At 35.4% G+C, this 14,866-nt stretch carries 15 protein-coding genes; 12 read left to right on the top strand and 3 right to left on the bottom strand.

Going from position 1 to position 14,866, the window contains the following annotated elements:
- Positions 1-93: 93 nt before the first annotated feature.
- The 7 genes from BN1058_RS13535 (at position 94) to BN1058_RS14220 (ending at position 8,489) form a co-directional block, all read left to right on the top strand.
- Positions 94-1,611, top strand: coding sequence for a glycoside hydrolase family 31 protein (locus BN1058_RS13535; protein ID WP_090858855.1), 1,518 nt, complete (start codon positions 94-96; stop codon positions 1,609-1,611).
- Between the two features lie 151 nt (positions 1,612-1,762).
- The gene (locus tag BN1058_RS13530; protein WP_090858852.1) at positions 1,763-3,040 is read left to right on the top strand and encodes an ABC transporter substrate-binding protein; all 1,278 of its coding nucleotides are present in this window, start codon (positions 1,763-1,765) and stop codon (positions 3,038-3,040) included.
- A gap of 110 nt (positions 3,041-3,150) precedes the next feature.
- Entirely contained in the window at positions 3,151-4,032 is an 882-nt protein-coding gene (locus BN1058_RS13525) for a carbohydrate ABC transporter permease (protein ID WP_090858849.1), read from the top strand.
- Positions 4,029-4,859, top strand: a complete 831-nt coding sequence (locus BN1058_RS13520; RefSeq protein WP_218054219.1) for a carbohydrate ABC transporter permease — start codon at positions 4,029-4,031, stop codon at positions 4,857-4,859. The genes BN1058_RS13525 and BN1058_RS13520 overlap by 4 nt, the downstream gene beginning before the upstream one ends.
- A 74-nt stretch (positions 4,860-4,933) precedes the next feature.
- Positions 4,934-7,489, top strand: a complete 2,556-nt coding sequence (locus BN1058_RS13515) for an InlB B-repeat-containing protein (RefSeq protein WP_176694531.1) — start codon at positions 4,934-4,936, stop codon at positions 7,487-7,489.
- 144 nt (positions 7,490-7,633) lie between these two features.
- A complete protein-coding gene (locus tag BN1058_RS13510; RefSeq protein ID WP_090858841.1) occupies positions 7,634-8,317 on the top strand; it encodes a DsbA family protein in 684 nt (227 codons plus the stop codon).
- Between the two features lie 46 nt (positions 8,318-8,363).
- Positions 8,364-8,489 (top strand): hypothetical protein, encoded by a 126-nt coding sequence (locus BN1058_RS14220; RefSeq protein WP_369688263.1) that lies wholly within the window; start codon positions 8,364-8,366, stop codon positions 8,487-8,489.
- A gap of 67 nt (positions 8,490-8,556) precedes the next feature.
- Here the strand turns inward: BN1058_RS14220 and BN1058_RS13505 are convergent, their stop codons facing one another.
- From BN1058_RS13505 to BN1058_RS13495, 3 genes are all read right to left on the bottom strand, one after another.
- The gene (locus BN1058_RS13505) at positions 8,557-9,012 is read right to left on the bottom strand and encodes a hypothetical protein (RefSeq protein WP_090858838.1); all 456 of its coding nucleotides are present in this window, start codon (positions 9,010-9,012) and stop codon (positions 8,557-8,559) included.
- 174 nt (positions 9,013-9,186) lie between these two features.
- Entirely contained in the window at positions 9,187-9,480 is a 294-nt protein-coding gene (locus tag BN1058_RS13500; protein WP_090858834.1) for a hypothetical protein, read from the bottom strand.
- 165 nt (positions 9,481-9,645) lie between these two features.
- Positions 9,646-9,738, bottom strand: a complete 93-nt coding sequence (locus tag BN1058_RS13495) for a YjcZ family sporulation protein (protein WP_090858830.1) — start codon at positions 9,736-9,738, stop codon at positions 9,646-9,648.
- A gap of 207 nt (positions 9,739-9,945) precedes the next feature.
- Between BN1058_RS13495 and BN1058_RS13490 the strand changes: the two genes are divergently transcribed.
- From BN1058_RS13490 to deoB, 5 genes are all read left to right on the top strand, one after another.
- The gene (locus tag BN1058_RS13490; RefSeq protein ID WP_090858828.1) at positions 9,946-10,671 is read left to right on the top strand and encodes a GntR family transcriptional regulator; all 726 of its coding nucleotides are present in this window, start codon (positions 9,946-9,948) and stop codon (positions 10,669-10,671) included.
- Positions 10,672-10,895: 224 nt separating this feature from the next.
- Positions 10,896-12,092 carry a NupC/NupG family nucleoside CNT transporter gene (locus BN1058_RS13485; RefSeq protein WP_090858825.1) on the top strand — a complete coding sequence of 399 codons (1,197 nt, stop codon included), beginning with the start codon at positions 10,896-10,898 and terminating at the stop codon, positions 12,090-12,092.
- A gap of 35 nt (positions 12,093-12,127) precedes the next feature.
- A complete protein-coding gene (locus BN1058_RS13480; protein WP_090858823.1) occupies positions 12,128-13,432 on the top strand; it encodes a pyrimidine-nucleoside phosphorylase in 1,305 nt (434 codons plus the stop codon).
- A 66-nt stretch (positions 13,433-13,498) separates the two neighbouring features.
- Positions 13,499-13,663: a XapX domain-containing protein gene (locus BN1058_RS13475; protein ID WP_090858820.1), complete on the top strand. Its 165-nt coding sequence runs from the start codon at positions 13,499-13,501 to the stop codon at positions 13,661-13,663.
- 19 nt (positions 13,664-13,682) lie between these two features.
- On the top strand, positions 13,683-14,864 hold the full coding sequence (deoB, locus tag BN1058_RS13470; protein ID WP_090858818.1) for a phosphopentomutase: 1,182 nt from the start codon (positions 13,683-13,685) through the stop codon (positions 14,862-14,864).
- The last annotated feature ends 2 nt before the right edge of the window (positions 14,865-14,866 follow it).

Genomic DNA, 14,866 nt, shown 5'->3' with positions numbered 1-14,866 from the left:
GAATCTTAATATAACGATGTTGCTGTATATAGAAAAGACAGTGACGCGTGATTAATTTTTTCTTAGCTCGGTAACTCTAGGAGGGAACAAAATATGAAAATAAAAATGCTGGAACATGAATACTGGTATGGCGGCTATGTGCACGAAGGGATAAATCAGCCAATCGGAAAAGAAGATACTTGTAAGGTAGATTTATTCTCTAATCAAACGCCGAATCAAGCAATGCCACTCTTTCTTTCAACTAAAGGTAGGTATCTATGGTCGTCGAAAGGATTTGTTGTAACCTTTGATAACGGAATGATAGAAATTAAAGGGGATGATGTAGAATTAGGAGAAGGTAAACAGCATTTAAAAGGCGCGTATTTAAGTGCAATGGCTAAGCATTTTACTTTTAATGAGAATCACTTAAGTATGGAATTATTCCAAAACCCTATTTATAATACCTGGATTGAATTAACTTTCAATCAAAATGAAAACGATATCTTGAGATATACTGATGATATTTTGGCCAATGGTTTACCTGCTGGTGTGTTAATGATTGATGATGGTTGGTCGGATTATTATGGAAAATGGACATTTAATAAGGAAAAAATCCCAAACCCTGAGCATATGATTAAGAAACTACACGATAAAGGATTTCATGTCATGCTTTGGATATGTCCATACATAACACCTGACACAGTCGAATATCGCGAGACAAGAGATAAGGATTTATTAATAAAAAACAAAGATGGAAAACCGTTTATTACTGAGTGGTGGAATGGTCATTCCGCTGTCTTAGATTTTTCCAATCCAGATACAATAACGTGGATGGAAAAGCAATTAGATAACTTAGAGAGAATGGGGATAAATGGGTTTAAGTTTGATGGGGGAGATAGTCTTTACTATCGTCAAGATAATGTGACATATGGTGATGTTACTCCTGATGAACAATCATTACTGTGGGCTAAGTTTGGCGAAAAATATACACTTAATGAATATCGTGTTACTACTAAAGCCGGGGGAATGTCATTGCTTCAGCGCTTATGTGATAAAGAACATTCATGGGGAGATACAGGTATTCATGCTTTAATTCCCAATAGTCTGTTACAAGGTATTACTGGTCATCCATTCAGCTGTCCAGATATGATTGGTGGTGGTGAGTATCTTAATTTTATCGATTGTTCCGACGGTTTATTAGATGCTGAGCTTTTTGTAAGACATAGTGAAATTGCATGTTTAATGCCAGCGATGCAGTTTTCAGCTGCCCCTTATCGTATATTAGATGCTGAACATTTTGAAGACATACGAAAAAGTGTTCAAATTCGACAAAAATATCAAGCGATCATTGATGAATTAGTTGTTCATGCTAAAGAAACAGGAGAACCTATTATTCGTTATATGACATATTGTTTTCCGGATGAGCCAGTAGAACAGGTCATTGATCAATTTATGTTGGGAGACAATATACTTGTTGCACCTGTATGTGAACAAGGTGCAATGGGTAGAGAAGTCTATCTTCCAAAAGGTAATTGGAAATATGAAGAGGAAATAATAAATAGTGTAGGTGAATATCGTTACTTTGCTAGTTCAGCAGGAATTCCTATAATATTAGAACAGATGGAATCGTAATATAGTTATATAAATGACTGGGAATGAAAAAATACTATTTATTCACTTGAATAAATAGTATTTTTTTCGCATGAAGAGCGTAATATTGATTATTTATTGTCTTTTATAAAGCGGTTACAATGTATGTATCACAACGAAAGAGGGGTTTTAAATGAAAAAGAAAACGATTGCATTTTTGTTAAGTATGATTATGTTAGTAGGCACCTTGATAGGTTGTTCGAATGAGTCAGGAAGTGAAGGGGAAGGTTCTGGTTCAGAAGATGAGGTAGTAAAACTTCGGATGATGGCTTATAATCCAGAGTCCACAAGAACAACATACTTACAAATGTTGGATGAAAAACTTCCTAATATTGAAATTGAATTTGAATTTGTTGCACTTGATAATTTTAATAATGTTTTAAATGCACAGCTACAAGCTGGAGAAGGACCAGACATCATTGAAGTGGGTGGAGAAGCAAAGCTACTTGCAAAAGCTAATTACTTACTAGACCTTTCAGATAAAGATTTCACTTCAAAATATGTTGATGCAGGTCTTAAGCCATATTCAGTAGACGGTGGTATATATGCAACCCCATTACAATCATGGTTTGAAGGTATTTTTTACAATAAAACAATCTTTGAAGAAAATGGTGTAGAGGTTCCAAAAACATGGGATGAATTAATTGCTATAAGCAAGAAGCTAGCTGAAAATGGTGTGAAACCACAAACAATGGGTGCTCAATCATGGGAACCAATGATGAAACAAAGTATTGGATTAGTAAACAATGAATTTTATGCGGATGAAGCAAATAGTGATTTTGATAATAAGTTTAATGAGGGTGAAGCGAAATTAGCAGAAGCGTGGCTTCCCGCTGTAAAAGAATGGTCTAAAATTATAGATGAAGAAATCTTAACAGATGATATGCTCGGTTTAAGTTATGATCAAGCATTAGATCAATTTGCAACTGGAAAGGCCGCGATGTGGGAAAGTGGACCATGGGCCGTACCAACCATTCTTGAGAAGAATCCTGATATTGAAATTGGAATGTTTCCAATTCCAGGTACAGAGGAAGGTCCTGGTTGGTTAATAGGTGGTCCAGGTTCTGCTTTAGCAATTAATGCAAATTCAGATTATATTGATGAAGCAATTCAGGTATTGGAATTAACCGCAACAGAGGAAGCACAGTTAGCACTAGTTGAAGACAATGCAGGAAGTTCTTTCCTAGAAGGTGTTGAAGTAGATTTAGGAGAGATTTATACGGATAGTGAAGAAGCATTTAAAGCAGGAAATGTATATGCACCATGGACAGCTGTTTGGACTTCAGGAAATCCAATTGTACAATCTTATGGTAAATCATTACAAGAAGTTCTAGCTGGAACAAAAACAGTTAAAGAAGCGCTTCAAGATGCAGATGAAACAAATGATAATTTAAGACAGACGCTAAACTAGAATTAGATGGAAGACAGGTTGTACGGAAAACTTAATTTGTAATCGTTTTCCGTACAATTATTCTTAAAGCCTAATTATATAAATAGAGTAAATAAATTAGGGGGACCGACATGTACAACAAAAATCGACAAAGAGTCTTTATGTTAATGATTCTTCCAACATTTATTGGATTTTTCATTCTCTATATTGTACCTACAGCAATGAGTTTTTTCTATAGTTTGACAAATTGGTCCGTATATAATGCTGATCTCCAATTCGTTGGGTTAGATAATTTTAGAATGCTTTTTGAAGATTCAAAAACACTAGCAGGAATTAAGAATACTATCATTTATGCTTTAATCACTCTAGTAGTCCAAAATGCTATCGCTATTATATTAGCGGTGTTTTTGGATAAAAAATCAAAAAGCGCAAATTTTGTAAAATCATTAGTTTTTTTGCCTGCGGTTTTAAGTATTTTAGTGGTAGGATTTCTTTTCCAATATATAATGACCTCAGCAGACTATGGATTATTAAATAACATTATTCAATTTTTCGGTGGTGACCCAGTCAACTGGCTTGGTGATAAAGATATTGCGCTCTATTCAGTAATAGCTACACAAGTATGGCAGTGGAGCGGTTGGTTGATGGTAATCTATATAGCAAATCTAAAGAGTATTGATTCGGCACTTTATGAAGCGGCAGATATTGATGGGGCTAGTAAAATGAAGAAATTTTTTAAGATTACTTTACCTTTGTTGTATCCAGCAGCTTCGTTTAATATCCTTTTAAGTTTAATCAATGGAATGAAAGTCTTTGATGTGATTTTAGCGATGACCCAGGGTGGACCCGGATATGCCACAGAGACAATAATGACTACTCTAATTAGAGAAGGATTTAATAGTGGAAGAAATGCCTATGCATCAGCGTTGGGAGTAGTGTTCTTTATCGCAGTATTTATATTATCAAGGATAGTAATTACATTCTTAAATAAATGGGAAAGGAAATTATCATGAAGAAGAATATATTTGGAAAATCGCTATATACCATTGGACTTACGATGATTTGTATTATTATGTTCGTGCCGATTTACTACCTAGTTGTTACAACATTTAAGTCACCAGAAGAAGCAGCGGTGAGCCCATTAGGCCTACCGAAAGCATTAGATTTTTCAAATTATGCGAAAGCACTGGAGGCGATGGACTACCTACAAGCATTAAAGAATAATTTGATTATTACTGTTGTTGCTGTTATATTATTGGTTTTTTTCGCTACAATGGCGGCATATGTCATCGCAAGGAGTCAAAAGAAGATCTTTAAAGTTATGTATTCTATCTTTCTAGTAGGATTAATCATACCCTTCCAAATAGCAATTGTACCATTGTATCAAATTATTTCTGGTCTAAACTTAATGGATACACATTTAGGTGTTATTTTAGTTAATGTTTTTTGTATAAATCTTCCATTATCTATCTTTTTATTACGTGGTTTTATAAGTACAGTTCCAATTGAATTGGAAGAAGCCGCTTTTATGGATGGTTGTGGTACATTTAAAACTTTTTGGGTTATTATCTTTCCATTATTAAAACCAATTGTTTCAACAGTTATTATCTTAAATACGTTAGCTATTTGGAATGACTTTTTGACGCCTCTGTTATTTTTACAATCACCAGAAAAGGCAGTCTTATTACAACAGGTTTATAGAAATGTTGGTCCATTTTCTACAGATTGGACATCGTTCTTCCCAATGCTTGTTATGTCAACATTACCATTAGTTATTTTCTATATCTTTATGCAAAAACGAGTAATAGAAGGCGTTGTAGCAGGTTCAGTAAAAGGTTAATTCATTTTACTTATTATGCATATTAGTTACGTACAATTGAAACGCTCTACAATTATCTAAAAAGGATGATGATAATGAAAAAAATCACCAAATTTCTTTTAGTTTCGATTATTTTATTTATCTTTAGTAATATAGGGGGATTTGCAGACAAAGCCTTAGGAGCGGAGAGTAATGTAATTACATTTAACCCTGACAACGGAACGCAACAAAAACAGGTCCATTTAGCTACTAATGAGACATTGAAGGAAGAACAAGTTCCCTTTTCTAGTTTAGAAAAAGAGAGCTATGACTTTCTTGGGTGGTACTATGGAGAAAATAATAAATATGAAGTTATTTTTCCTTTTTCGACAGACCAAGATATTACTTTGACAGCAAAGTGGGGAACACATACTTCTCCAAATCCCGTGGAAAAAGAAGGGTATCGTCTCATCTTTAACGATGAATTTAATAATGATAATGGTATCCTAGATTCAGGAAACTGGGTGGATAAATACTTGTCGTCTTGGACAAAAACACCTCAACATGCTAGTCCAACGTATAACTTGGAAGATGGAGTAATGAATCTGCAAATTAAAGAAGAAACCGAGCCATGGGCACCTGAATTTGATGGACAAACGGTAGTAAGTGGTTTTACGACAGGGAATAGAAATGCATTGCATAATTGGAATGGTACGAATGTAGTGAGAAACCCTGTTGAAACAGAAATATCACATATTAATCAGTATGGATATTACGAAATTAGATCCAAAGGTCAGGCTGGCTCATCTAGACATTCAGCTTGGTGGTTATTAGGTTTTGAAGACAGAAATGATCACTCCGCAGAGATTGATATTTTTGAAATTCTAGGAAATGATGCTACAAGCGTACCTCGAGCATTTCATAATTGGAATGATGGTGATGCTTTTAATGTTAAAGATTCAGGAGATAGATTTATAGATAGTAATGCAAATTTCCATGATGAATGGCATACATTTGGACTTGATTGGCAAAAAGGAACTGGCTCTGGAGATTTTCCTGATAAACTTGTATTTTATATTGATGGCGAAGAAGTAGGTAGTAAAAATGTGAACATTGATTATCCTATGATTCAATTATTCTCTCTTTATGAAAAACGAGCTGGAGGATGGACTGGTCCATGGGAGTGGATGCCATATCCAAACTCTTTTAACATTGATTATGTAAGAGTATATAAGAAATTGCCAGATAACCAATCTGAACTACCAAAAAGTGAATTGGAAATTACTGATATCGAAGACTCAACAGTAACCGTTCAAGAGGGACAAGCAAAATTAACACAATATACTTCAGGTGTGAATGGCGAAGAAGGAGAAGTGTACACAGAGCCGAATTTACCTAATACACTTTCTTATGTTGATGTCACTTGGAATGATGGTATAGTTACCCAAGAATTTGTTAAATGGGATCCTATTACAGAAGAAGATTTAACAAAGTTAAATAATGGAGAATCGATCACGAAAGAAGGTACGCTTCCTCATGTAGAAAAAGGATCTAATGTACCGAATCCAACGTTACATGTGGAGGTAACTCCGGCTCCTCCTTATTCAAGTGAGAATTTAGGGACAGAAAATAGTCAAGCAGAATTAGCAAAACTATTTGATGGTATGTTAGGTGATAACAGTGGATTATTTTACTTCGAAAATAATCATCTCCCTACAGATAAAGAAGTAAATATTATGTATGATTTTACGAACGAAGTTACATTAAACACCATTTCTTTTACAACTAATTATGGTGAAGATCAGGGCATTAAAAAGTTCAAATTGTCAACATTTGATTTAAACACGAATGAATGGGTTGTGTTGGATAAAGAATACAGCATTCCATGGACGGATGCAGGAAAAACAGAGGCTGGCGAAACGATAGCTGTCGATGTGAATTCTATTAATACATCAAAGATAAAAATGATTATTACGGATGCAGGCTTGACGTGGAATAATAAAATAGCAATGCGAGAGATTGCTTTTAATTACGATGTAAATCTAAAACCGTTACATGATCTTATTGGGACTGCAAAAGAAGTAAGCAATGAAGATGAATCCTATACACCTGATTCATTTGCAGCTTTGCAAACAGCAATTACTAATGCAGAGTCAGCACTAGAAGACATTGAAACAGTAGACGATCTTAATGTAGCTATAGACGCATTACAAGTAGCACTTGATAATTTAGTAGATAGCCCAATTGATGTAACACCATTAGAAGCTGTAATTACAACTGCAGAAGAAATAAGCAATAATGACGGAGTGTATACAGCTGATTCGTTTGCGGCTTTACAAGCAGCAATTGCAAAAGCAAAAGAAGCACTAGAAACTATTGAAACAGAAGAGAACTTAAATACAGCTATAGATGAATTGCAAGCAGCAATTAATCAATTAAAAAAGGAACCAACAACTGATGACGAAACATCAGACGATAACCAAAATGTTGATGATTCTCAAGATGGAGAAGATGAACAGTCAAACGATCAAACAGGTAATGAAAGTCAAGAGGACAACGGTAATAAGCTTCCGAATACAGCAACACCGATTTATAACTGGATTGTAGTAGGGATCGCTTTATTGATTGTTGGTTTAGGTACGACACTATTCGCTGCAAGAAGACGTAATTAAAAAAATGGGACACGAGGTCTGACCCCGTGTCCCATTTCCTCTTTCCCTTATTGCAATAGAAATGTAATATTTATTTTATGGAAAAAATGACAATTTTGCAGTAAAGTAAACACTATAAATAGTGAGCATTTAGGGGGGAAAGGAATGAAAAGAAAGTCATTAATTATATTAGGTTCTATTTTTGCTGTTGTTGTTATTGGTATGGCTGTTCTGCTAGGTTTAAGTACAACAACGGATACAACCGATGCGAATGACACAACCAATACGTCTGATAATGATACGACTAAATCACTGGATAAAGCGGTTGATACAACACCAATTGATGGACAAAAAACAGTATATTTAGGTGATAAAGAGGCAGAGAATGAAATCTTCTTAGCCTTTGACTATTCATGTCCAGCTTGTAAACAATGGATGAATGAAATTCTGCCTGAATTAGAGCAGGAATATATTGAAAATGGTAAAGCCAAATTCAGAATGCAATCAATGGTCTATTTAAATGATGCATCTTTACGACTTTCTAAATTTGATCAAAATCTTATTTACTACAACAAAGAACAATATTATGAAATTGCTGAAAGGATAATGAGCGATTCTCAAAGTCAACAAGAAGCTTGGGGAACAGAGCAATATATTAAGGATATTATTTCAGAATACAATCTTGATCAAGATACGATGCTTCAAGACAACGAGTTGGATGCTATTAATGTTACGAGAAAATATACACGTGATCTAGGGATTGAATCCGTGCCGAGTATATTTGTTAATGGAGTACAAGTTGAAGAGCCATTTAATATAGAAGAAATTAAAACATTACTTAATGAATAAAGTGTTGATATAACAAAGCCCTTGTTTGAAAAGTGTTGTTAGTAAAGTGAAGGGTGAGGTAAAGGATCAAGTTGGTAATGCGAAAGATGATCCAAGACTTCAAGTAGGAGATAAGAAGGATAAAGCAAAAGGGAACATTCAAAATAAAGTAGCGAATAATAAAAAAAGATGAACAGAATAAGTAAGCGGAAGCAAGATGAAGCGGCAGATCAACTATTGATCTTGCCGCTTTGTTTGTGTTAGAAGCAAGTAAATGATTGAATTTGGCGTAAGTCAATTCCAAAATAGATCCATCTAAAACCATTCCAACGATATCCGGAAACAGATCTGCGTCCCACATAAGTTGGATAAAACCAGAATTGTTGGAATCCTCTTAGCCAGATATAAGTGTAGCGATATAAGCATCCACGAATACTCCCTGGGTCAACTGCAAAAGTTTGAGCTTGCTGTGTTTGAGAAGGTGTGAATCCAGGTGGTGGTCCCATAGGTGGCCCAGATTGCTGCTCTTGTCCTGGAGGTGGAAAGGGAGGTGGTGAACCTGGTCCTCCTTGCCCTCCTCCGAAAGACGGGAGCCAAGGAAATAATTGTCTCTGTTCATCTGTTTCTGAATAAATACTAGGGTCTTGTGGTGACCAATTATACAAATCTGTATCATTGTACAGATGATTGTAACCATGTAAATTATCTGAATACATTAGATCTACTCCTTACATGAAAAGTTAATTACTAAAGCCTATTAGACTCATATCACATCCTATGTTAGAAACAGACAACACTCAACTTGTACGTATTAAATTGTGCGTTCACCCATATCTGAATTGATATGTAAAAATGAGCTTTGTTTTAGAAACAAAACTCATTCTAATCTGTTAATAATAAGGATACGGTGGATAAGGCTGATACCCAAATCCTGGTCCGTACCCGGGCCCATAACCTGGCGTCAATAAAGCCCCAGCTGCTACACCAGTTAAGAATGGGACGCCAAAGCCAATTAAAGGTGAGCCAAATCCAAATCCGGGTCTACCAAATCCGAATCCAGGTCTACCGAATCCTGGACCAGGGAATATACCAAATCCTGAGAACGGACCACCAAATCCAAATCCGGGTCTTCTTCTATCATCTTGTCGATAAGGTGGATTATACATATTGCTGTATGGAGTCATTGATCTTCTCCTTCCAAATTTTTTGATTCTGTTTATCCAAGAAACAAAGGAACTCTTATATTGGAGGTTCCATTTATTATATGCAAGGTGGGTGAAAGCTCTTGGGAAAGTGTCCTAGAAAATAAAAAAGAAGAGATTTTTCAATCTCTTCTGAATTACCTGTGATTATCCATAGAATGTAGCGCCAACGATTATAAGAAGAATAAACAGTACTACAATCAAGACAAACGTATTATCATATCCACCACAATGGCTCATCTTGTTTTCCCCCCGTAAAATAGTATAATAAATCTACATTACATCCTATGCCTTTAAGCAAATTCTGCTTGGGCGAATTAATTCATTTGTTTTCACCTATGACGTATCTTAATTACAGAACACATCCGTGCTATAATAAAACAGACTGTAACAATAATAATGTAAACGCTAAACGTATAGGAGTATTTATCTAGAGGGGGAAAGGTTATGGATTATAACTATCAAACACCACGATATCTCGTTGTTATTGAGCAAATAAAAGCGAAGATAAAAGAGGGCGAATTGGAGCCTGGCGAACGCTTGCCATCAGAAACAGACTTCTCCAAAGAATTGCATGTCTCGAGGAATACATTAAGAGAAGCATTGCGAATATTAGAGGAAGAAAATATTATTATTCGCAAGCATGGTGTAGGCACCTTTGTCAATAAGAAGCCAATTTTTTCTGGAGGTATTGAAGAGCTGTTTAGTATTACTGATATGATAAAAAGGGAAGAGAAAGTTCCTGGTACAAAATTGCTTTTCACAGGTTTTGTTGATCCACACGGCGATGATATTTCTGAATTGGAAATGAATCAAAATGAAAAGGTCATGCTCGTAAAACGTGTTCGTACTGCGAATCAAGACCCCCTTGTTTATTGTATAGATAAGATTCCAGCAAAATTGCTAGATAAAGACTTTGCAATGCACGGTCAATCCATATTTGATTCACTACAAAATGATGCTGGAATTACAATTAGTTATGCAAAAGCAGATATAAAAACAATTGGCTATCACGAAGAAATATCTAATATTTTAAAGTGTGAACCAGATATACCGTTGCTCGTTTTAAAGCAAATTCACTATGATACAATGGACAAACCAATATTATATTCATTAAACTTTTTTAGATCAGACCAAGTTAGTTTTAATGTATTTAGAAAAAGAATCCTATAATGGTAGGAATTTGTTAAAATTGATGACATGGTACAGAATGTCATCAATTTTTTTATGAAATGAATAAATTAACAATTGACTTGTTGGACGTCTAACCTTTATCATAAATGTAAGGTAATATGTAAGGGGTTCCAATGATTGGTTTGGTTTATACTTTGCTTACGTATTAAGGGATAAATTAAATAAAGTTGTCCAAATTACAGATAGAAAGAGAGTTGTTCATCATGAACCTATTGTGGGGGATTTTCGGTATAATAGTTGTATTATCCATTGCGTTTCTTTTATCTTCAAGTAAGAAATCGATTCGTGCACGAACAATTTTAGGTGGTCTATCCATCCAAATAATTTTTGCATTTATCGTCTTAAAGTGGGAAGCTGGTCGAGAAGCGTTAAAATGGTTCACACTACGTGTGCAAGACATAATTTCTTATGCTAATGAGGGGATTAGTTTTTTATTTGGTACACTAGCAAATAGTAATGAATTTGGGAGTATTTTTGCTTTTCATGTGTTACCAATTATTATATTCTTCTCGGCACTTATATCTGTTTTGTATTATTTAGGGGTTATGCAGTGGTTTATTAAAATCATTGGTGGTGCATTATCTAAATTATTAGGTACTAGTAAGACAGAATCGATTTCAGCAGCATCCAATATTTTTGTAGGACAGACCGAAGCACCATTAGTTGTACGACCATTTTTAGAAAAAATGACAAAATCTGAATTGTTTGCAGTTATGACAGGTGGGCTTGCTTCTGTTGCTGGATCAGTGTTAGTTGGTTACTCGTTATTGGGCGTACCACTTGAATATTTATTAGCTGCTAGTTTTATGGCTGCACCTTCAGGATTAATTATGGCTAAAATGATAATGCCTGAGACAGAAACATCACAAACAACAGATGAGGTTAAATTAGAAAAGGATACAGAAACTGTAAATGTTATTGATGCTGCTGCTAAGGGGGCGAGTGATGGATTAAAGCTAGCTCTGAATGTAGGTGCAATGTTATTAGCTTTTATTGCATTAATTGCGTTGATTAACGGCATTTTAGGTATTTTTGGTGGGTTAACATTGGAAGGTATTTTAGGATATCTTTTCTCCCCAGTTGCTTTTGCAATCGGTGTTCCTTGGTCTGAAGCAGTTACAGCAGGAAGCTTTATTGGTCAAAAATTAGTATTAAATGAATTTGTTGCGTATTCGTCCTTTGCTTCTGAAATGAATTCATTATCAGACAAGACAAATTTAGTAGTAAGTTTTGCATTATGTGGTTTCGCTAATTTAAGCTCTATGGCTATTTTATTAGGTGGTTTAGGTGGATTGGCTCCTAGTCGTCGTAAAGACATTGCAACTTTAGGCCTTCGTGCTGTAGTAGCAGGGATGCTAGCTTCTTTGTTAAGTGCTGCGGTAGCAGGAATGTTTTTTTAATGAAAGATAATTTTTAAGAGGGAAGGAAGATAAACATGAGAATGGTAGATATTATTGCGAAAAAACGAGATGGTAAAGAACTATCCAAAGAAGAGATTGATTTTATTGTTACAGGATATACCAACGATGAAATTCCTGACTATCAAATGTCTGCATTAGCAATGGCATTGTATTTTCAGGATATGACAAAAGAAGAACGTGTTCATTTAACAATGGCAATGGTAGAGTCAGGAGATCAAATTGATCTATCTGATATTGAGGGGATTAAAGTAGATAAACATAGTACTGGTGGGGTTGGAGATACAACAACATTAATTTTAGCTCCACTTGTGGCTGCTTTAGATGTTCCTGTAGCAAAGATGTCTGGAAGAGGTCTTGGTCATACAGGTGGAACCATTGATAAATTAGAATCAATTGAAGGATTTCAAGTGGAATTAAACAGTCAAACGTTTAATCAATTAGTAAATCAAAATAAAATTGCTGTTGTTGGTCAGAGTGGAAATTTAACGCCAGCAGATAAGAAATTGTATAGTTTGAGAGATGTGACAGCAACAGTTAATTCGATTCCATTAATTGCAAGTTCGATTATGAGTAAAAAAATTGCTTCTGGTGCAGATGCTATTGTATTAGATGTTAAAACAGGATCAGGGGCTTTTATGAAGGACTTAGAAGATGCAAAAGCTTTAGCAAAAGCAATGGTTGAAATAGGTAACGGTGCAGGACGAAATACGATTGCGGTTATCTCTGATATGAATCAACCACTTGGTATGGCTATCGGAAATGCACTAGAGGTGAAAGAGGCAATTGATACACTAAATGGAAATGGACCAAGCGATTTACATGAATTATGTCTGACTCTAGGAAGTCAAATGGTTTATTTAGCAAACAAAGCAGATTCCATTGACCAAGCGCGTATGTTGTTAGAAGAAGTGATGGAATCTGGAAAAGCAATAGAAAAATTCAAAACATTTGTCGCATCACAAGGTGGAAATGCCTCTGTTGTAGACGACCCTAGCAAGTTACCAACAGCAGCAAATCAAATAGAAGTAAAGGCAAAAAGAGACGGGTATGTTACAGAAATAGTAGCTGATGAAATAGGTATTGCGGCTAGTATGTTGGGAGCTGGTCGGATGACCAAAGAATCAATAATTGATCTAGCTGTTGGCCTTGTATTGAATAAGAAAGTCGGTGATGCGGTTCAAGAAGGCGAAACAATTGTGACGATTCATAGTAATCAGGCTGATGTTGCTGAAGTAATAGAAAAAATTAAGCAAGCATATACGATTGGAGATCAATTGCCTGTAGTCAATGAATTAATTTACGGTGTAATTGATCAATAAACCCTGTTGAAAGGTTGGACATCACACCACGGTGTGGGTACAATAGTATAAAGTAGGAGAGTGACAATGAAAGAGCTTATCTTAAGTTTAGTAGCAGGTATCATTGTTGGTATTTTATTTAAGTTTTTAAAACTACCATTACCAGCCCCACCAGTGCTCACAGGTGTGCTTGGGATCGTAGGAATTTATTTTGGCGGCATAATTGTAGATTGGATAAAAACTATATTTTAAATAGAAAGGACGATATTTTATGAGTACACCGTTTAAACGAGTTTTTGTCATTGTAATGGATTCAGTGGGTATAGGAGAAGCCCCAGATGCAGCGAAATTTGATGATGTTGGTGCAGACACATTAGGGCATATTGCAGAAGCAATGAACGGTTTAGATATGCCGACAATCGGTGAGTTAGGGCTTAGTAATATTCGAGAGATTCAAGGAATTGAAAAATCATCACAGCCACTTGCGCATTTTACAAAAATGCAGGAAGCATCAAATGGAAAAGATACAATGACAGGTCACTGGGAAATAATGGGTCTTTATATTGATCAGCCATTTCAAACATTTCCTGATGGGTTTCCAGACGATTTATTACAGCAACTAGAAGAAAAAACTGGTAGGAAAATCATTGGTAATAAACCTGCTTCTGGTACAGAAATCATTAAAGAATTAGGACAAGAGCATATGGAAACAGGAGCGCTGATTGTTTATACGTCTGCAGATTCTGTATTGCAAATTGCTGCACATGAAGATATTATTCCTATTGAAGAACAATATGAAATCTGTGAAACAGCACGTGCATTAACTAAAAATGATAAGTACATGATCGGTCGTATTATTGCACGTCCATTCATCGGTGAACCAGGTGCCTTTGAGCGAACATCTAACCGTCATGATTATGCCTTAAAGCCATTTGGAAGAACAGTGATGAATGAGATGAAAGATAGTGGTTATGATGTAGTTGCTTTAGGCAAAATTTCAGACATATATGATGGTGAAGGAGTAACAGAGGCTATTCGAACAAAAGATAATGACGATGGTATGGAAAAATTCATTCAATCAATGGACAAAGACTTTAAAGGGCTAAATTTTTTAAACTTAGTTGATTTTGATGCGAAATATGGACACCGTAGAGACCCAGAAGGTTATGGTAAAGCTTTGGAAACATTTGACCAAAGACTGCCAGAAGTATTAAACAAATTAAAAGAAGATGATCTACTAATTATTACGGCAGACCATGGAAACGATCCAGTTCATCACGGTACAGATCATACGCGTGAATATGTACCGTTGCTCGTCCATCACAAAGGAATTACAGTTGGGGAAGAATTATCAATACGAAAAACATTTGCTGATATTGGTGCAACGATTGCAGACAATTTTGAGATTGAAATGCCAGAGCATGGTACGAGTTTTCTAAAAGATATTAAGTAAGG

Source organism: Paraliobacillus sp. PM-2 (assembly GCF_001368815.1).
Taxonomy (GTDB): Bacteria; Bacillota; Bacilli; order Bacillales; family Amphibacillaceae; genus Paraliobacillus.
The sequence above is the reverse complement of the archived record's forward strand: the minus strand, read 5'-3'. Positions and strand labels throughout refer to the sequence as shown.